We start from the raw sequence: 18,859 nt of genomic DNA, 5'->3' as shown, positions 1-18,859 counted from the left end.
CGCCGGCCGAGGCGGCGGCCGCGCTGGCGGCGCTGTCGCAGGCCGATGTGATCGGCTTCGACACCGAATCCAAGCCCACCTTTTCCAAGGGCGAGGTCTCGACCGGACCGCACCTGGTGCAGCTTGCCACCGACGACATCGCCTACCTGTTCCAGATCGGCAGCGCCGCCAGCGCACAGACGGCGCTGGAAGTGCTCAAGCCCGTGCTCGAATCCGAGAGCATCCTGAAGGTCGGCTTCGGGCTGGGCGACGACCTGAAACGCCTGCGCAGCAAGCTCGGCATCGACGCGCGCAAGGTGCTGGACCTGGCCACGGCCATGCGCCGGCGCGGCGAACGCAACACGCTCGGCGCCAAGACCGCGGTGGCGCGCTTCTTCGGCCAGCGCCTGCAGAAGTCGCGCCGCATCACTACCACCAACTGGGCCCTGCCCCAACTGAGCGACAAGCAAGTCCTGTACGCGGCCGACGACGCCCACGTGGCCCTGCGCCTGTACCGCCACTGGCTCGCCAATCCGCCCGCCGACGACACCAGCCTGCCGCCGCGCCGCGCTTCCTGACCTACGACAGCCCCATCCGCGTTATCATGCCGGCATTGCTACTGCCGAGTTCATTTATGAGTCGACGCCGCATGCTGTTCGCAGTCCTGATCCTGTCCGCGGGCGTGCTCCAGGCCGCGCCGCAGGCCAGCCCGCCCGCCCGGGTGCCGGACACCCTGGCCCAGCGCCTGCTGGCCTGCGCCTCCTGCCATGCGCGCATCGACGCGCGCGGCAATCCCGTGAACGACAGCTACTTCCCGCGCATCAGCGGCAAGCCGGCAGGCTACCTGTACAACCAGCTGCTCAACTTCCGCGAAGGCCGGCGCCAATATCCGCTCATGACCTACCTGGTCGACCACCTGCCCGACGCCTACCTGCGCGAGATCGCCGGCCATTTCGCCGCCCAGCCGCCCGCGGCGCACGCCGCCGAGGCGTCCAGCATGCCGGCCCAGTTGCTTGAGCGAGGACGCCAGCTGGTCATGCAGGGCGACAGTGCGCGCAAGCTGCCGGCCTGCGTGGCCTGCCACGGCCAGCGCCTGACCGGCGTCGAACCGACGATCCCTGGCCTGCTCGGCCTGCCGCGCGACTACGTGAACGCGCAGTTCGGGGCCTGGCGCAACAAGGCGCGCCGCGCCCATGCGCCGGACTGCATGGCCGAGATCACGGCCCGGTTGACGCTGGAAGACGTGAACGCCGTCTCGCACTGGCTCGCGGCCCAGCCCACACCAAGCGATCCGCGCCCGGCCGCCTCGATCGCGCGTCCCCTGCCGCTGGCCTGCGGCAGCGCCCCGGAGGCGCCATGAAACGTTACGCCCTGGTCCTGGCCCTGGTTGCCGCCGCGGTCGTGGCGCTGGCCTGGCCGCGCGAGGAATTCATCCCCTCGACCTCGCCCGCCGCCTGGGCGGCCACGCCCGAGAACATCGCGCGCGGCGCCTACCTGGCGCGCGCCGGCGACTGCGTGGCCTGCCACACCGCGCGCGGCGGTGCGGAGTACGCAGGCGGGCGCGCGCTCGACACGCCCTTCGGCCGCCTGTACGGTCCCAACCTCACGCCGGACCCGGAAACCGGCATCGGTCGTTGGTCCGCCGACGACTTCTGGAATGCCCTGCACAACGGGAAGTCGCGCGACGGCCGCCTGCTCTACCCGGCCTTCCCGTACACCAACTACACCCGGGTCTCGCGCACCGATTCGGATGCCATGTTCGCCTACTTCCGGAGCCTGGCGCCGCAGCGCCGCCCGAACCAGGCGCACGAACTGGATTTCCCCTACGACCAGCAGGCGCTGCTGGCGGGCTGGCGCCTGCTGTACTTCCGCCCGGCCGTGTTCACGCCGCAGCCCACCCGCGGCGCCGAATGGAACCGCGGCGCCTACCTGGTCGAGGGCCTGGGCCACTGCAGCGCCTGCCACAGCACGCGCAACCGGCTGGGCGCATCCGGCGACACGCTCTCGGGCGGCCTGATTCCGACCATCGGCTGGTACGCCCCCTCGCTCACCGCGAGCGGCGAAGCGGGCCTGGGCGACTGGGACAAGGAACACATCGTCGCCCTGCTTGCCACCGGCATATCGCCGCGCGGCTCGGCCACCGGGCCGATGGCCGAAGTGGTGGCGCGCAGCCTGCAGCACCTGAACGGCTCCGACCTGGGCGCCATGGCGACTTACCTGAAATCGCTCCCCGCCTCCGACACCAAACCAGCAGACAGCGGCGAGCGTGCCAGCGAGCCGCTGCTGGCCGAGGGACGCCGCCTGTACGGCAAGTATTGCGTGGACTGCCATGGCGCCGACGGCAAGGGCAAGGCCCCGGCCTATCCGCCGCTGGCCGGCAACCGCGCGGTGACGCTCACCCCGGCCGTGAACGCGATCCGGATGGTGCTGCATGGCGGCTTCCCGCCCGGCACCGCCGGCAATCCGCGCCCCTATGGCATGCCGCCCTACAGCCATGAGCTGGACGACGCGCAGGTGGCGGCCGTCTTGAGCTATGTGCGCGCCAGCTGGGGCAATGAGGCGGCGCCGGTGTCGGCGCCGGATGTCAACCGTTATCGCAGCGTGCCGCTGGACTAGCAGTGCGGGTGCTCGAATCGCCTGGCAGGTCTTTTGCACGTTAATTGCAACTGCGAACCGTCGGGCGCGATGAAAAATATGTGAAGGCAAAGATGAGAAGCAATTTACCTATCTGTTCAAGGCTAGGGCTGGTAGCCGCGTTGGCGATGTCTCTTATAGCCTGCTCGACACCAAAAGTTCAGCCAACGAAAGCTGGCGGGCGGTATTACCTCAACGATGGCCCACCAAAAGGCGTAACGCAGGCGCAGATTGATGCAGTCAAGGAGCCAGTACCTAAGGCAGAACGGCTTGTCTCCGGTACGCTCAAGCCTTATGTTGTCATGGGAAACAGCTACCGGCCGATGACCAAGTTAATGCCCTACCGTGCGCGTGGCGTGGCAAGCTGGTACGGAACCCGTTACCACCGATTGCCGACGGCAAGTGGTGAACTCTACGACGTGATGAAGCTCACGGCTGCGCATCCGACGCTTCCCATCCCCTCTTACGTCAGGGTTACCAACGTTGAGAACGGTCGAACGCTAGTCGTTCGCGTGAACGACCGCGGTCCATTCCACTCTGACAGGATGATTGATCTATCGTACGTGGCCGCCGCCAAGCTCGGCTATGTGGCGAAAGGCAGGGCCTTGGTCGAGATCGACCTCATCCTGCCGTAGAGGCTCCAGCACATTCCTGAGACAGACCCGGCCAGAAGCGGACATTCATTCCGCACACTTTTCCAATCGGTTGTCCACTTGTATGAAGCCAAACTTCCACGAAGCAGCCGGGCTATGGGAGCGCGATGGGTCGCTTCGGGACATCTACGTGCAGGATACCGAAGCTGTCCACTGGGATCGCTTCGACCAACTGCTCAGCCAATATAAATGCTCGTACACTTTTGACGGAGTGGCCACTCCATTCCCCGGTTCGCACAACGTGCTGAGGAATCGTGGAGGATCACATCTGTTGTCGATTTCCTTGGACGGCCCGGTTGAAATTTTCTGCCATTTCTTCGTCGCCGATCAGTTAGAACTCGACATCTCTCCTAAGGAAATTACCGGTCCATTGGAACATGAGCAGGTGTTGTCATTTGTCGAGAACTTGGCGAAGACTCTAGAACTCGCTGTGGACATCACGCCTGAAAACTCAGAGCAAACGCCGTTTTTGACATACGTTCCGCAGAACGGAACATGGCGTATACACGATGATCCCAAGTAGCGATCAACGTCCGCCTCGGGTCGATCGCGGACGTACACAACGACTTTTGCTCGCCCCCTCGCTCATCTGCTGAAAGAATGCCGAGCGATTTGCCAGGCCTTCTCTAGTCCAGCTGCGACTCCACGTCGCGCGGATCAGTCAATGTGATCAGTCCCTTCGCGATATAGAGCACGACCAGGATGCCGACAATGTCCCCGACCATCATCGCGACCAGCGCGGTCCAGTCCACCACGCCGGTCTGGACCCACATGAACGCATGGTGAAAGGCCGGGCTCACAACGCCGCACAAGACCCCGGTAAACAGCAACCGCCGCGCCGTCAGGTTCTTCAGGCGCGGCCCCAGCTCGAACCAGTGCTTGGCGAAGAGATAGGCAAGGTAGGGACCGCCCGCCCCTGCCACCGCGCCATACACAGCACGAACCTCGTCCGTGAAAGCGAAATGGTAGAAGTTGAGGTAGAGGCCCGCCAGGAGCAGGCCGACGAAGCCGGCGAACCCGAACAGCAGCGTCGCCAGCAGCCGGATGCCCGCAGGAAGGAATACCCAATTGATGCCACTGCTTTGCTCGAACCCGATGAACAGGAGCTCGTTGATCCAGTTCAGGCAGAGAAACGCAATGATGGTGATTCCGACGTAGCCCAGCTGCTTGAGCGGGCTGTGTTTCAGGTGCGGCATGGTGATTGGCTGCGATAGCCCGTGTTGCATCGACGACATGCATTGTAGCCGCATGGATAGGCATTGCGCTTACCCATGCGGCATGAACTATCGGCTCGGAACCACCCGCCACACCGTATTCGCCAGGTCGTCCGCGACGATCAGCGCCCCGCGCGGATCGACGGTGACGCCGACCGGCCGCCCGCGGGTCTTGCCGTCGGCGTCGCGGAAGCCGGAGACGAAGTCGATCGGCTCGCCTGCCGGACGGCCATTGCGGAACGGTACGAAGATCACCTTGTAGCCGACCGGATCGGCGCGGTTCCAGCTGCCGTGCTCGCCGACGAAGACGCCGTCGGCATAGGCCTGGCCCATCGCCGGCAGCGAGAACGCCAGGCCGAGCGCGGCGACGTGCGCGCCCAGGCTGTAGTCCGGCTTGACTGCGGCGGCGACCTTCTTCGGATCGCCCGGCTTGACCCGGGTGTCGACGTTCTGGCCCCAGTAGCTGTACGGCCAGCCGTAGAAGGCGCCCGGACGCACCGAGGTGAGGTAGTCCGGCACCAGGTCCGGCCCGATCTCGTCGCGCTCGTTGACCACCGCCCACAGCTGTCCGCTGCCGGGCTGGATCGCCATGGCCGTCGGGTTGCGCAGGCCGGTCGCATAGGGCTTGTGCGCACCCGTGGCGGCATCGACCTGCCACACCATGGCGCGGTCGACTTCGGCTTCCATGCCGCGTTCGGTGATGTTGCTGTTCGAGCCGATGCCGACGTACAGGAAGCGGCCGTCGGGGCTGATCGTGAGCGCCTTGGTCCAGTGGTGGTTGATCTCGGAAGGCAGCTTGGCGACGCTGACCGGCGGGCCGCCGGCCTGGGTCTGGCCTTCGGTGTAGTCGAAGCGCACCAGCTCGTCCTGGTTGGCGACGTAGAGCTTGTTGTCGAAGAAGGCCAGGCCGTAGGGGGCATTCAGCTTGTCGGCGAACACGGTCTGCAGTTCGTACACACCGTCGCCATCGGCATCGCGCAACAGGGTCAGGCGGTTGCCGCCCTTGACCTTGGTGTTACCCTGGGCCTTGATATAGCCGGCGATCACGTCCTTGGGCTTGAGCTTGGCCGCGTTGCCGCCCCGCCCTTCCGCCACCAGGATGTCGCCGTTCGGCAGCACCAGGGTCTGACGCGGAATCTTCAGGCCGGTCGCGATCGCGGTGATGGCATACCCCTGCGGCACGGTCGGCTTCTGCTTGCCCCATTCCGCAGGCTCGGCGATCTTCATGTCGGGCAGCAAGCCGCGCTCCGGCGCGGGCAGCTGTGGATCCGGGCCGTGGGCCAGCTTGCCGCCTTCCTTGCTGCAGGCGCCCAGCAGCAGGGCCATGCCCAGGAATACGAGGGTCGATGACGGCTTCATTGTGCACCTCCGTGACGTGGGGCGGCGTGCGGAGCGAGTCCCAGCCAGGCTGCTGCAAGGATCAACACGCTCACGATGATCGACAGCACCAGGCCGGTCGGCATCGAGGCCCAGGCGTCTTTCGCATGTTCGAAGGCATTGACCAGTCCCAGCACCCAGGCTGCCAGCAGCACCAGGAAGTAGGTCAGGGGACGCCCTGCCTTGCGCTTTGCCCGCAGCAGGTTGACCAGCGCGAACAGCAAGGCCAAGCCGCTGAATAGCTCGGCGCCGGCCAGGAGCCAGGAGGCGAAGTTGTTCCACTGGATCTGGTAGGTGTTGTGGTAGGCGATATCGCTCAGCAAGGCGCCGAGGAACAGGGGGACGGACCCCGCAAGCAGGACCGTGTGCAGCAGTCCCGGCGGACTCCGGTAGGTCGCATCGACCGTGGTTTGGGAAGACATGGCGTTGCCCTTCATGGATTGGCTTGGCCCGATCTTATCGAAAATGCAAAGAGCATGGCGCATTGTTGAGCCCAGTAACAATCCGCGACCTTCAAGGCCTGAGGTTCTGGCAACGTCGACATGCACAGTTCAACCAGGAAAGAGACCGGCTTCATGCTGAAATACCTGACCCGCAGCGCTCTCGTATTGGGTATCGTCGCGGCGCCGATCGCGCCTGCCCGGGCCGACGCTCCTGCCGCCACGGGCGAGCACGACTTCAAGGCCAGCTCCAATATCAAGTTGCAGGCCCTGAGTCCGCTGCAGCTGGAGAACCTCGCGGTTACCGGCAAGGTGTGGGGCTTCGTGAAGTATCACCATCCCGCCGTCACCGCCGGGCAGCACCGGTGAGACGGCGCGCTGCTGGACATCCTTCCCGCAATCCTGGCGGCAGAGAATCGTCAAGCCGCGGACGCCCTCCTGCAGCGCTGGATCGTCAAGCTCGGCCCGGTCGCCGATTGCGATCCCTGCGCGAGCCTGAACCGGCAAGACTTCCAGCTGCTGCCGAACCTGAAGTGGCTGGACGACACGCGCCTCTTGAACCCCGCGCTGCGCCAGGAACTCAAGGAGGTTTACCGCAAGCGTAGCGCAGGCAAGCAGTACTACGTCTCGCTGGCGCCGGGCGTCGAGAACCCGGTCTTCGACAACGAGCCCGACTACAAGGACCTGCGCTTCCCGGACGCCGGCTTCCAGCTCCTGTCCCTGGTCAGGCTCTGGAACATCATCGAATACTGGGCGCCCTACCGCGACCAGCTCGACGAGGACTGGGACAAGGTGCTGCGCGAATCGATCGCGCCGGTTGCGCTGGCACAGGATCGCGCCAGCCATGAGATGGCGATGATCGCGCTCATCGCGCGCATCCACGATACCCATACCAATCTATGGAGCTCGCTCCAGGTGCGTCCACCGGTGGGCCGCTGCCAGCTTCCCGTGCGGGTGCGCTTCATCGAAGGGCGCGCCACGGTCAGCGCCCACCTGGGCGAGGACGCCGCCGCGGCGACGGGACTGAAGATCGGCGACACCATCGAAGCGATCGGCGGCGTCCCGGTTAACGCCCTGCTGCAGTCCTGGAGACCGTATTTCGCGGCCTCCAACGAACCGACGCGGCTGCGCGATATGGCGGCGGTCCTGACCAAGGGCGAATGCGGCCCGGTGCAGCTCACGGTCCGCCAGGACGGCGGGCCAAGGGAGATGAGCCTCACGCGGGTGCCACGCAAGGACCTGCAGATCCCCACCACCAACGACCGGGACGGCGACACCTTCCAGTTGCTCGGCGAGGACGTCGCCTACATCAAGCTGTCATCGATCAAGAGCGCCGACATTCCGGGCTATATGAAAAAAGCCGCGCATACCAAGGGCCTGGTCATCGACATCCGCAACTATCCCTCGGCCTTCGTCCCCTTCGCCCTCGGCCAGTACCTCGTCGACAAGCCGCCCCCTTTTGCGCGCTTCACGGTGGGCGACCTGGGTAATCCTGGCGGCTTCAAATGGGGCAAGGTCGTCGCGATCTACCCGCAGGCGGCGCGCTACGCCGGCAAGGTGATGATCCTGGTCGACGACATTTCCCAGAGCCAGTCCGAATACACGGCGATGGCCTTGCGCGCCGCGCCGCGCGCCAGGGTGGTCGGCAGCACGACGGCGGGCGCCGACGGCAACGCGTCCTGGATTCCCCTGCCGGGCGGCCTGCGGACCATGATCAGCGGCATCGGCGTCTTCTACCCCGACAAGCGCCCGACCCAGCGTATCGGCATCGTTCCCGATATCGAGGTCAAGCCGACGATCGCCGGCATACGCGCCGGCCGCGACGAAGTGCTGGAAGCGGCCATCGCGGAAATCCGGCGCGACTAAAGCATTCACATCGCAAGCAATGGAGCTAGAATCTAGTCGAACTTAGTGTGCGCGCAAGGGTCGAATGATGACTATGGAAAGCACGTTGGGCGTAGGACACGCAGCGAAACTGCTGGGACTGACGGTCAAGACGCTGCAGCGTCGGGAACGCGAGAAGCGGCTGGTCTCGGCGGCAAGCACCGCCAGCAACCGCCGGCGATATACCGAGAGTCATCTGCGCACAGTGCTGGAGAATAAGCATGCTACTAGCGCACCGGATCAGGATTGATCCGACGCCCGAGCAGCGCGGCTATTTCGCGCGCGCGGCCGGTACCGCCCGCCGGGTCTGGAACTGGGCCCTCGCCGAATGGCAGCGCCAGGCTGCCGCAGGCGGCAAGCCGAATGCGATGGCGCTTAAAAAGCAGTTCAACCGGATCAAATACTCGGACCCGGCCTGGCTTGACGAGAACGGCCAGCCTTGGCTGCGCACCGTCCACCGCGACGCCCATGCCCAGCCTTTCGCCAACCTCGCCAGGGCATGGACCCGCTACTTCGAGCAGCGCCGCGCTGGAAGGCCGGCATACCCGCCGGTATTCAAGAAAANNCGCATCCTGGGCGCGAGCGTCTCGCGCCAGGCGGATCACTGGTTCTTGTGCGTCCAGGTCGAGGTACCCGACGCGGCGGCGCGCCTGCCGCGCAGCGGCCACGGTATAACCGGCGTCGACCTCGGCGTGAACGCCGCCGCCACGCTTGCCAGCGGCGAGAAGATCGTGGCGCCGCGCCCCCTCAAGGCCGCCCTGCGGCGCCTGCGCATCCGCAGCCGGCGCCTGTCGCGCAAGCTGGAGGCCGCAAAGGTACTGGCCGGGATCGCGGGGCGGATCCCGAAGGGCACACGCCTGACAGTGTCGAAGAACCGCATCCGGGGTATGCAGGCGCTGGCTCGCCTGCATGCGCGTATTGCAAGGGTGCGCCAGGACTTCACCCACAAGCTCACGAGCCGTCTCTGCCGCGAAAACCAAGCGGTGGCGATCGAGGACCTGAACGTGGGCGGCATGCTGGCCAACGCCAGGCTGGCCCGCGCGATCTCGGATGTCGGCTTTTACGAGGTCCGTCGCCAGCTGCTGTACAAGGCTACGCGCTACGGCACCCTGATCGTGCTGGCCGACCGCTGGTACCCGTCCAGCAAGCTCTGTTCGGGCTGCGGGGCGCGCAACGCCGCCCTAGCCCTGGGCGAGCGCGCCTGGACATGTGCCGGATGCGGCGCGCGCCACGACCGCGACGTCAACGCGGCCACCAATTTGCAACGGCTCGCCACCGGCGCCCTCGCGGCGGCAACGGCGCTACCCGTGGCGAGTCCGGCTGCGACGCCGGGCACTGCCGCCGGCCTAGTGCCGGCGGGAGGCGGGAAAGTCACGCCTGTCAGGCACGAGCACGGTCAGCAGGAAGGCTCGGGGCAGGAAGAGAACGCTGCATACTTTTGTGCACGTTTTTGCTAGCAGCACGTCCATTTCGGGTCGGCCTACATCCGGCTCGACGACCCCGCCGAATACAAGGAATACACGCCCGAGGAAGTCTCCTTCGCCTACAGCCTGGGCGCCAGGTACATCCTCAACTTCCTCAACGGCTACCTGAAGAACGATCCGCTCGGGCGCGCCTTCCTGAGCAACAGGCCGGTGGCCAACGGCGCCGCGCCGCATTCGATGCGCATGGAATACCTGCCTGCCAAACGCGGCGGGTGATTGTAGCAATCAGGAAATTACAATACCATCCGGAACGGATGGCCGCCTGGCCAAGGTTCTCTATTGTAAGGATCGATTGCATGAAGATGTCTCCCCTGCCCCTCTTGCTGGCCGCGTGCTTCACGTCGACCGCCCTGGTCCCCGCACACGCCGCCAAGCCGGCAGTTGCCAGCCAGGCGGCCGGCCTGAAGGTGGACTACCAGAAATTCACCCTGCCCAACGGGCTGGACGTGATCTTCCATATCGACCGCTCCGACCCGGTGGTGGCCGTGAACCTGACGGCGCACGTGGGTTCGGCCCGTGAAAAGGCCGGCCGCACCGGCTTCGCCCACCTGTTCGAGCACCTGCTGTTCCTGGAATCGGAAAACCTCGGCAAGGGCGGCCTGGACAAGATGAGTGCGCGCATCGGCGGCTCCGGCGCCAACGGCTCGACCTCGCAGGACCGCACCAACTACCTGCAGACGGTGCCCAAGGACGCGCTGGAAAAGATGATCTGGGCCGAGGCCGACAAGCTGGGCTGGTTCATCAACACCGTGACCGATCCGGTGCTGTCCAAGGAAAAGCAGGTCGTCAAGAACGAGAAGCGCCAGGGCGTGGACAACGCGCCCTACGGCCACACCCGCTACGTGATCAACAAGGCCCTGTATCCGCTTGATCACCCGTACAACTGGCAGGTGATCGGTTCGCTCGAGGACCTGCAGAACGCCACCCTCGACGACGTCAAGGAGTTCTTCCGCCTGTGGTACGTACCGAACAACGTGACCCTGGTGATCGCGGGCGACTTCGACCCGGCCCAGGCCCGCAAGTGGGTCGAGAAGTATTTTTCCGAGATCAAGCGCGGCGCGCCGATCGAGGCCATGGCCAAGCGCCCCGGCGTCGTGAAGCAGACCGTCAAGCTGGCCCATGAAGACAATTTTGCCAAGCTGCCCGAGCTGACCATGGCCTGGCCGACGGTAGAGGACCTGCACCCGGATTCATATGCGCTCGAAGTGCTGGCCGAATACCTGTCGCAGACCAAGCGCGCCCCCTTCTACCAGGTGCTGGTCGAAGACAGCAAGCTGGCCCCGAGTGTCCAGTCAAGCAACCAGACGGGCGAACTGGCGGGCCAGTTCATGCTGCGCGTGCGCGCCTTCGAGGGCAAGCCGCTGGACCAGGTGGCCGGTGCGATCGGGCAGGCCTTCGCCAAGTTCGAACGCGAAGGCATCTCGGAGCGTGACCTGAACCGCATCAAGGCCGGCCTCGAGACCCGTTTCTACAGCTCGGTATCCAGCGTGCTCGGCAAGTCCGCCTTGCTGGCCGAGTACAACTACCTGACCGGCAATCCTGGCTATGTCGAGGAAGGCGTCAGGAAGACCCTGGCCGTCACCACCGCCGACGTGCGCCGCGTGTACGACACCTACATCAAGGGCAAGCCCTATGTCGCCACCAGCTTCGTCCCGAAGGGCAGGCTGGACCTGGCCCTGAGCGGCTCAGGCAAGGCCGACGTGGTCGAGGAAAAGCTCGTGCAGGGCGCCGAGGACAAGGTCGACCCGAGCGCGAACGCCGAATACACCCGCACCCCGTCCGCTTTTGACCGCAGCAAGGAACCGCCCTACGGCGCGGCCCCGAGCGTGAAGGTGCCGCAGGTCTGGGATACGAAACTGGCCAACGGCATGCGCGTCTACGGCATCGAGAACAAGGAAGTGCCGCTGCTGCAGTTCGACATCGCGATCGACGGCGGCCTGCTGCTCGACAATCCGGACAAGGTGGGCGTGGCCAACCTGATGGCGCGCCTGATGACCCAGGGCACGGCGAAGAAAACCCCGCAGGAACTGGAAGAAGCCATCCAGCAGCTGGGCGCGAGCATCAACGTGTTCGCCCGTACCGAGGACGTGCGCATCAGCGTCACCACCCTGGCCCGCAACTACGCGGCAACGGTCGACCTGGTGCGGGAGATCCTCTTGGAGCCGCGCTGGGACGAGAAGGAGTTCGCCCTGGTCAAGCAGAGCGTGCTGAGCCAGATCCGCCAGCAGGAAGCCGACCCGAACGCGCTCGCGAGCAGCAATTTCAACAAGCTCATCTACGGCAAGGGAGACATCCGCTCGCGCAACATCCTTGGAACCAGCGCCAGCGTGAACGCGATCACCATCGAGGACCTGAAGGCCTACTATCGCAGCAACCTGTCGCCCTCGGTGGCGCGCATGCACGTGATCGGCGCCCTGCCGAAGGACGCCGTGGCGCGCCCCCTGGCCGCGCTCAGCCGCGCTTGGCAAGCCAAGCCGGTCGCCCTCCCCGCGGCCACCGCGGCGCGCGGCGAGGCGCCCGGCAAGGTCTATTTCGTCGACGTGCCGGACGCCAAGCAGTCGGTGCTGCACATCGGTTACCGCGCGCTGGCGGCGACCGATCCGGACTACTACCCGGCCACCGTCGCCAACTACATCCTGGGCGGCGGCGGCTTCGCCTCGCGCCTGACCCAGGAACTGCGTGAAGGCAAGGGCTACACCTACGGCATCCGCTCGAGCTTTGCCGGCAGCAAGAGCGCCGGTCCCTTCATCATCGCCAGCGGCGTACGCAGCAACGTCACGCTCGAGTCGACTCAGCTGGTCAAGAAGATCCTGCAGGACTACGCTCCGACCTATTCAGCGGCGGACCTGGAGACCAGCAGGAACTTCCTGGTCAAGAGCAATGCGCGCGCCTTCGAAACGGCGTCCGCCAAGCTCGAGATGCTGGACAACATCAGCAAGTACGGCTGGCGCGCCGACTACGTCAAGGACCGCGAGCGCATCGTCAAGTCGATGACGCTGCCGCAGGTGCAGGCTCTGTCGCAGAAGTACCTGGATCCGTCGAAGATGGTGTGGCTGGTGGTGGGCGACGCCAAGACCCAGCTGCCGCGCATGAAGGAGCTGGGCTTCGACGAGCCGGTGCTGATCGAGCGCTGACCGCGCTTACCCGCAGGTCTCGACGTAGGCGACCGCCGGCTGGCGACCGGCGCGAATTTTGGTGAGCTTGCCGCCCTCCTCTTCCAGCACGATGGCGGCACTGCCGTCGGCGCTGGGAACACTGATGGTATGGCCATTCTCCACGTACTTGTGGGGCGCTACCTGCGCGTCGGGATAGCGGGCCCGCAGCTGCGCGAGCGTGTCGCCGACCGCCAGGCCAAGTGCGTTCGGGGTGCCGGGATCGGCATCGGCGCGCGTGATAGTGCCGCTCTCGACCATGAAGCGCAGTCCGGGCAGCGTGGCGAAGCGCACCATGCTGCAGGCGGGATCGAAGGATTGGGGCAGGCTGGCCTTGCCGGCCACCGCTTCCGCTTGCGGGAGCAGCATGCCGAAGCGGATCGGGCCGAACCCGGCGTCGCTCAGGCGCGGCGCGGCTTCAAGGGCAGCTCGCGGGGTGGGAATCGATGCGCTGCCGGCGTCCGTGTCCTTGCCTGGCGCAGGCGCGCGCTCACTGCATGCGCTCAGCAGCGCCAGCGCTGCAAGAAGAAGAATGTGTCGCACCTGCGCTCCTTTCGGTCATCCGGTTTGTCGCCGACTATACCGGAATCCGGCCGGGAGGCAGGCCTGCCTGCGCCGACCTAGACCATGTCCGCAAACCCCACCCGGTCGGTGGTCGCATTACGCGCATCCTCCACCCGCACCTTGTGCGAGGCCAGCAGCCCTTCGAGCGAGGCGTTCATGGTGTGGCAGCCCGGATCGCGCCCTAGGTTCATGTGGGCGCGGATGGCGCCGACGTCGCCCGCCTCCAGCATGCGCATCACGGCCGCGCTGGGCGTCAGGCATTCGGTGGCCAGATGGTAGCGGTTGCCTTCCACCGACGGCAGCAGCGCCTGGCACAGCACGCCGCGCAGGGCGTGCGCCAGGGCCTGGGACTGGGCTTCCGAATTGCCGAGCAGGCGCAGCATCTTCTGCAGGCCCAGTTCGGTCGAGCGCGCATGCAGGGTGGCCAGCACCAGCGGGCCGGATTCGGCCAGGGCCAGGGCTTCCTGCGCGGTCTCGGCATCGCGGATCTCGCCGATCACGATCACGTCCGGACGCTCGCGCAGCGCGTCCAGCGCACCCAGGTAGTAGCTGGCCACGTCGGCATCCTCGCCCACCTCGCGCTGGGTGATGATGCACTTGCGCTGCGGGATCAGGGTCTCGACCGGGTCTTCGATGGTGATGATGTGGCCCGAGCGCTGCTTGTTGATCTCGTCGATCATCGAGGCGATCGTGGTCGACTTGCCTTGACACGTATCGCCGATGATCAGCACCAGGCCGCTATTCAAGCGGGCGAATTCCTGCTCGTCCGGCCACAGGCCCAGTTCCGACAGCGCCAGCGGCTCCTTCGGGAAGCGGCGGATCACGCAGCCCAGGCGCTTCTTGCCCTGGAAGCTGAAGCAGTTGGCGCGGATACGCGCCGTGTGCAAGTCGATCGAGCGATCGAAGGCGCGCACCGCGATGCGCTCGGCCCAGTTCGGCTCGATGACGTCGAAGAATTCCTCCAGCTCTTCCTTGGTGATGGGCGAATCCGTCACCGCCACCAGGCCCTTCGGCTGGCGCAGCATCAGGGGGCTGTTCTGGTGGATGATGATGTCCGAGAACACCAGGCGCGAATTCAGCAGGTGCAGGATCTGCTCGACCAGGGTACCGAATACCGGATGGTCTTCGTTCTCGATGTACGACAGGGTGGGGATCTGCGAGGACTGGTGGTATTCCATCTGGCCGGTACGTGGCAAAAAGTTAAACAGTGCCGGATATTATAGAACCATGCATATCAAAAAGATTGCAAATCTGAAATAAAATTGTTCGTGGCGCTACAAAGCCACAACGCTTGGCGTCGCTATGCGAACAGGTGCTTGTACTGCGCCTGGTAGTACCAGTCGACCAACTTGTCCGGACGTACAGGCTTGCTGATGAAGAAACCCTGCCCCAGGTCGCAGCCGATGTCCGCCAGCAGCTTGATGCCGGCCTGCGATTCGATGCCTTCGGCGATCACGGTCATGCCCAGCTTCTTGCCGAGCGCGATCACGGTCTCGGCGATGGCCAGCGAGCGCGGGTCGGTATCGATGTTGTGGATGAAGGACTTGTCGATCTTGAGCTTGTTGATGGGGAACTGGGACAGGTAGCTCAGGCTGGAATAGCCGGTGGCGAAGTCGTCCAGCGCGATGCTGACGCCGTCGCCCTTGAGCCGTTCCAGCATCTTCGCCGCATCTTCGACGTCGCTCATCACGGCGCTTTCGGTCACCTCGAACTCGATGCAGGACGGGGGGATGCCGCTTCTGCGGATGATGTAGGCGGCGCGCTCGCTGAAATTCTTCTCGCGGAACTGCACCGCCGAGACGTTCACCGCCATGCGGATGGCGGGCAAACCCAGTTCGCGCCATTTTTCATGCTGCCGGCAGGCTTCCTGCAGCACCCAGTCGCCCAGCACCGTGATCAGGCCGATGCGCTCGGCGGCGGCAATGAAGCGCTCCTGCGCGCCGGGCGCGGTAGGGCCGCCGCGCCAGCGCAGCAGCGCCTCCACGCCGACGAAGCGCTTGTGGCTCAGGTCGATGAAGGGCTGGTAGACGAGCTCGAAGTCGCTCTCGGCGATGCTGCGGCGCAGCCGCTGTTCGAGGTCGAAGGTCTGCCGGGCATGCAGGTAGATCTCCTGGGTGAAGAACTGGCAGCGGTTGCGGCCGGCGTTCTTGGCATGGTACATCGCCGCATCGGCATGGCGGATCAGCGTATCGAGCTCGTCGCCGTCTTCCGGATAGATGCTGATGCCGATGCTGGGCGAGGTCTTCAGGTCGAGCGTGTCGATCCGGTAGGGTTCGCGCAGGGTATGCAGCAGCTGGGTGGCCATGTGCAGCACCGCGTCGTCGGTCCGGATATCGGCGAGGATGGCGACGAATTCGTCGCCGCCCAGGCGCCCGACCAGGTCGTTGCCGCGCAGCCCGTCCTTCAGGCGCTGCCCCACCTGCTGCAGCATCCGGTCGCCGATCGTGTGCCCATAGGTGTCGTTGATCGGCTTGAAGCGGTCGAGATCGAAGAACAGGATGGCGATGCGGTCGCCGTGGCGCTTGGCCGAGGCCAGCAGCTGCGCGCCCAGCTCGTAGACCAGGGCCCGGTTCGGCAGGCCGGTGAGCGGATCGTGGCGGGCCGCGTGCAGGACCCGCCGCTCCGCTTCGCGCCGTTCGCTGATGTCGGCGATATGGCTGACCACCAGGCGCCCGCCCGGCACGTCGGCGAGCGCCAGGCTGGCTTCGGCCGGGAACAGGCTGCCGTCCTTGCGGCGGCATTCGATTTCCTGGATGTCGCCGACCTGCCCACCGCGCCGCGGTGGAACAGGTTGTCGAGCCCCCCGCCCCGCAGTTGCCGCAGGCCGTTCACGACCAGTACCTCGTAGGACTGGCCGATCAGTTCCTGCGGCGCGAAGTCGAACAGGCGCGCCACCGAGTCGCTGGCGAACTGGATCCGGCCGTCGTGGCCGATGCCTAGGATAGCGTGGACCGAGGCCCCCAGCAGCGCGCGCAAGGTATGCTCCCTGCCCTGCAGGTCGGCCAGGTAGGCGCGCGCCTTGTTCTCGGACCGTTCCAGCACCGCGGCCATGCCGCAGGTGAACAGGCAGACCATGAGCAGCACCAGGATGGCGCCGACATCCTACGGCCGCGCGATGATGAAGGTGAATTGCGGCGCCACCAGCAGCGGGGACAGCAGCAGCGACAATACCGAGGCCAGCAGCGCCGGGCGCCAGCCGCCCAGGATCGCGCTGGCCATGACCGGCAGGTACAGCAGGCCGAGCGGGGCGCGCTGGCCGAACACGTGGCGCCCCTCGTACTGGCTGAACGCGCACAGCGCCACGAGCAGCAGCGTGATGGCATACGGATGCCCATGCTTCCGACCAGCGGCGACCTTGCTCGCGAACATGACGTTCCCCTGTACAGCGGCCAGGCGCCTATCTTACGCCCGCAGCGTCAAGACAGCGTTAACGGGAATGCGACGCGTGCGCCGCGGCTCAGTGACGCAGGCCGGCCAGGATGCGCTCGCCAAACAGGGTGACGGCCACGCCCAGCGCGACGATGCAGGCGCCCAGCACCCGCACGCCCGACACCTTGCGCATCGCCATGTTGACCAGCCCGAAGTGGTCGATCGCCATCGAGGTGATCAGCTGGCCGGCGATCACCAGCACGATCAGGCTCAGCAGGCCGATGCGCGGCGCCAGGAACACCGTGCCGAACACAAACGCTGCGCCCAGGAAGCCGCCCGCGAACTTCCACAGCGGCTGGCCGGCGAGCGCGGCGAAGGTCGGGCCCAGCCCGCCGCGCGAGAGCGCGACCCCGGCCAGCACGATGGTGCCGCAGGCAAAGGAGACCAGGGCGGCGACCACCGAGTTGGCGCCGATCGATGCGGCCAGCTGGGTATTCACGGCCGCCTGGATGGACATGGCCATGCCGACGCAGAAGGCCATCAGAAGGAAAATCAGGTTCATTGCTACCTCCGCCGGATGCATACCGGGGCAAAAAGCGCACGATTCTAGTGCAATCCGGGCGTTCGTGATAGCCACGCACGCCGCATGGAGCACGACAGCCTGTCCTGCCTGGGTGCATTCTGGACAGTGGACTGTGCGCTTCGTCGCATCCTGGATGCGCCAGGCCCGGCCTTTGCCTAGGATGACAGCATCGACAAACGCTTCAACAGGAGACAAGCATGAACAAGACCTCTTCCCGCCCGGCCGGCATCCTGCGCGCCATTCTGCTTCCCACCCTGGTGGCCGGCGCCCTGGCTGCAGGTCTGGCCACGACGGCCACCCCGTCGCTGGCCGCCAGCTGGTCCTTCGGCGGCGAGCGCGTCGAGGGCAACGGCAGCATCAAGCGCCAGGCGCGCCAGGTATCGCACTTCACCGGCCTGGCCCTCGAAGTGCCGGGCAAGCTGGAGCTGCGCATGGGCGACAGCGAAGGCCTCACGATCGAAACCGACGACAACCTGCTGCCGCTGATCGAGACCGTGGTGGAGAACGGCACCCTGAAGATCCGCCCGGCCAAGCGCAACCTGAACCTGCGCACCAGGAACCTGAAGATCGTCGTCAACGCACGCCAGATCGAGCGCCTGGCGCTGGGCGGCTCGGGCTCGGTGGATGCCGACCTGCTGCGCGCGCCGCGCCTGAACATCGATCTGGGAGGCTCGGGCGAAATCAATGTGCGCCAGCTGGACAGCGACGCGGTCTCGGTCACGCTGGGCGGCAGCGGCGACTTCAAGGCCGGGGCCGGCCAGGCGCGCAAGCTGTCGGTGTCGATCGGCGGCTCGGGCACCGTGGACATGGGGCGGGTGCAGGCCGACAACGCCAGCATCAGCGTGGCTGGTTCGGGAGAAGCGACGGTGTGGGCGCGCCACGAGCTGAGCATGACCATCGCCGGCTCGGGCGACGTCAACTACTACGGCGACCCGCGCGTCAGCAAGTCGGTCGTGGGTTCGGGAGATGCGCGCCGGATCGCGGCGGCGCCGCGCTGAGCGGGCCCGAGGGATGGCCGGCGCGGCCGGCCATCCGCAACATCAATGTCCGGCGTGGGCGCTGTGGCTCAGCGGCCGCACCGGCGCCTTCACCTTCACGTCCTGGCGCTTGCCCGCCGCGTCCTCTACCCGCAGGGTCAGCTCGACGCTTTCCCCTTCCTTCACCTGGCGCTTCAGGTCCATCAGCATGATGTGATAGCCGCCGCTGGCCAGGTCGACCGGCTTACCCGCGGGCAGCTCGATCGCGTCCACGCGGCGCATGCGCATGGTCTGGCCTTCCATCGCCATCTCGTGCAGCTCGGCGCGGCCGGCGACCTCGGTCTGCACGCCGACCAGGCGCGCGGGCGCCACGGACTGCACGCGCATGAAGGCGCCGGTCACCTTCTGGGCCGGCACGGTGGCGCGGATCCAAGGTTCGGACACGCTCACCTGGGCGAACGCGGAAACCGACAGCAGGCTGCCGGCGAGGAAAGCGAGGAAGCGATGTTTCATGGCGACGAATGTGAGGAAGTGGACTGGGAATTATAG

General features: G+C 65.9%; 20 protein-coding genes and 1 pseudogene. 11 read left to right on the top strand and 10 right to left on the bottom strand.

Annotated elements, in window-relative coordinates; all coding sequences use genetic code 11:
• The 5 genes from B2R83_RS14015 to B2R83_RS13995 all read left to right on the top strand — a co-directional run.
• The coding region (locus tag B2R83_RS14015; RefSeq protein WP_292042342.1) for a 3'-5' exonuclease at positions 1 to 557 on the top strand (557 nt) is incomplete at its 5' end.
• Positions 558 to 613: 56 nt separating this feature from the next.
• Entirely contained in the window at positions 614 to 1,339 is a 726-nt protein-coding gene (locus B2R83_RS14010) for a c-type cytochrome (protein ID WP_292042339.1), read from the top strand.
• Complete coding sequence (locus B2R83_RS14005) at positions 1,336 to 2,595, top strand: c-type cytochrome (RefSeq protein WP_292042336.1); 1,260 nt, start codon at positions 1,336 to 1,338, stop codon at positions 2,593 to 2,595. The genes B2R83_RS14010 and B2R83_RS14005 overlap by 4 nt, the downstream gene beginning before the upstream one ends.
• A gap of 44 nt (positions 2,596 to 2,639) precedes the next feature.
• Positions 2,640 to 3,248 (top strand): septal ring lytic transglycosylase RlpA family protein, encoded by a 609-nt coding sequence (locus B2R83_RS14000; RefSeq protein ID WP_292042335.1) that lies wholly within the window; start codon positions 2,640 to 2,642, stop codon positions 3,246 to 3,248.
• 82 nt (positions 3,249 to 3,330) lie between these two features.
• The gene (locus tag B2R83_RS13995; protein ID WP_036211399.1) at positions 3,331 to 3,789 is read left to right on the top strand and encodes a hypothetical protein; all 459 of its coding nucleotides are present in this window, start codon (positions 3,331 to 3,333) and stop codon (positions 3,787 to 3,789) included.
• Positions 3,790 to 3,892: 103 nt separating this feature from the next.
• Here B2R83_RS13995 and B2R83_RS13990 read toward each other — a convergent pair whose 3' ends face one another.
• From B2R83_RS13990 to B2R83_RS13980, 3 genes are all read right to left on the bottom strand, one after another.
• A complete protein-coding gene (locus tag B2R83_RS13990) occupies positions 3,893 to 4,462 on the bottom strand; it encodes a hypothetical protein (protein ID WP_292042332.1) in 570 nt (189 codons plus the stop codon).
• An 87-nt stretch (positions 4,463 to 4,549) separates the two neighbouring features.
• On the bottom strand, positions 4,550 to 5,806 hold the full coding sequence (locus tag B2R83_RS13985; RefSeq protein WP_292042352.1) for a PQQ-dependent sugar dehydrogenase: 1,257 nt from the start codon (positions 5,804 to 5,806) through the stop codon (positions 4,550 to 4,552).
• A 29-nt stretch (positions 5,807 to 5,835) separates the two neighbouring features.
• A complete protein-coding gene (locus tag B2R83_RS13980; RefSeq protein WP_292042330.1) occupies positions 5,836 to 6,279 on the bottom strand; it encodes a DUF2231 domain-containing protein in 444 nt (147 codons plus the stop codon).
• 120 nt (positions 6,280 to 6,399) lie between these two features.
• On the opposite strand from B2R83_RS13980, the gene B2R83_RS13975 reads away from it, so the two are divergent.
• From B2R83_RS13975 to B2R83_RS13960, 5 genes are all read left to right on the top strand, one after another.
• Positions 6,400 to 6,666, top strand: a complete 267-nt coding sequence (locus B2R83_RS13975) for a hypothetical protein (RefSeq protein WP_292042329.1) — start codon at positions 6,400 to 6,402, stop codon at positions 6,664 to 6,666.
• Positions 6,667 to 6,852: 186 nt separating this feature from the next.
• Positions 6,853 to 8,163 (top strand): S41 family peptidase, encoded by a 1,311-nt coding sequence (locus tag B2R83_RS13970; RefSeq protein ID WP_292042326.1) that lies wholly within the window; start codon positions 6,853 to 6,855, stop codon positions 8,161 to 8,163.
• Between the two features lie 64 nt (positions 8,164 to 8,227).
• Positions 8,228 to 8,431, top strand: coding sequence for a MerR family transcriptional regulator (locus tag B2R83_RS24055; RefSeq protein WP_414674421.1), 204 nt, complete (start codon positions 8,228 to 8,230; stop codon positions 8,429 to 8,431).
• Positions 8,403 to 9,638 (top strand): RNA-guided endonuclease InsQ/TnpB family protein, encoded by a 1,236-nt coding sequence (locus B2R83_RS13965; RefSeq protein ID WP_292042324.1) that lies wholly within the window; start codon positions 8,403 to 8,405, stop codon positions 9,636 to 9,638. The genes B2R83_RS24055 and B2R83_RS13965 overlap by 29 nt, the downstream gene beginning before the upstream one ends.
• A gap of 323 nt (positions 9,639 to 9,961) precedes the next feature.
• Complete coding sequence (locus tag B2R83_RS13960) at positions 9,962 to 12,799, top strand: M16 family metallopeptidase (protein ID WP_292042322.1); 2,838 nt, start codon at positions 9,962 to 9,964, stop codon at positions 12,797 to 12,799.
• 6 nt (positions 12,800 to 12,805) lie between these two features.
• Here B2R83_RS13960 and B2R83_RS13955 read toward each other — a convergent pair whose 3' ends face one another.
• From B2R83_RS13955 to B2R83_RS13935, 6 genes and pseudogenes are all read right to left on the bottom strand, one after another.
• Positions 12,806 to 13,360 (bottom strand): hypothetical protein, encoded by a 555-nt coding sequence (locus B2R83_RS13955; RefSeq protein WP_292042319.1) that lies wholly within the window; start codon positions 13,358 to 13,360, stop codon positions 12,806 to 12,808.
• Positions 13,361 to 13,437: 77 nt separating this feature from the next.
• Positions 13,438 to 14,559, bottom strand: a complete 1,122-nt coding sequence (locus B2R83_RS13950; protein WP_027866070.1) for a type IV pilus twitching motility protein PilT — start codon at positions 14,557 to 14,559, stop codon at positions 13,438 to 13,440.
• Positions 14,560 to 14,681: 122 nt separating this feature from the next.
• Entirely contained in the window at positions 14,682 to 16,136 is a 1,455-nt protein-coding gene (locus B2R83_RS13945) for a putative bifunctional diguanylate cyclase/phosphodiesterase (RefSeq protein ID WP_292042348.1), read from the bottom strand.
• Between the two features lie 83 nt (positions 16,137 to 16,219).
• Positions 16,220 to 16,432, bottom strand: a pseudogene (locus B2R83_RS24050) (PAS domain-containing protein); the annotation flags it as partial.
• Positions 16,433 to 16,483: 51 nt separating this feature from the next.
• Positions 16,484 to 16,750 carry a DUF4118 domain-containing protein gene (locus B2R83_RS13940; RefSeq protein WP_292042315.1) on the bottom strand — a complete coding sequence of 89 codons (267 nt, stop codon included), beginning with the start codon at positions 16,748 to 16,750 and terminating at the stop codon, positions 16,484 to 16,486.
• Positions 16,751 to 16,838: 88 nt separating this feature from the next.
• Positions 16,839 to 17,312, bottom strand: coding sequence for a DMT family transporter (locus tag B2R83_RS13935; RefSeq protein WP_292042313.1), 474 nt, complete (start codon positions 17,310 to 17,312; stop codon positions 16,839 to 16,841).
• A 218-nt stretch (positions 17,313 to 17,530) separates the two neighbouring features.
• Between B2R83_RS13935 and B2R83_RS13930 the strand changes: the two genes are divergently transcribed.
• Positions 17,531 to 18,331, top strand: coding sequence for a head GIN domain-containing protein (locus B2R83_RS13930; protein WP_292042312.1), 801 nt, complete (start codon positions 17,531 to 17,533; stop codon positions 18,329 to 18,331).
• Between the two features lie 42 nt (positions 18,332 to 18,373).
• On the opposite strand, the gene B2R83_RS13925 is transcribed toward B2R83_RS13930, so the two are convergent.
• Complete coding sequence (locus tag B2R83_RS13925; protein WP_209588587.1) at positions 18,374 to 18,823, bottom strand: copper chaperone PCu(A)C; 450 nt, start codon at positions 18,821 to 18,823, stop codon at positions 18,374 to 18,376.
• Positions 18,824 to 18,859 lie beyond the last annotated feature (36 nt).

The organism is Massilia sp. UBA6681 (assembly GCF_002454935.1).
GTDB classification, from domain to species: domain Bacteria; phylum Pseudomonadota; class Gammaproteobacteria; order Burkholderiales; family Burkholderiaceae_D; genus Telluria; species Telluria varians.
Note: the sequence above shows the minus strand (reverse complement) of the source record. Positions and strands in the feature narration are given on the sequence as shown.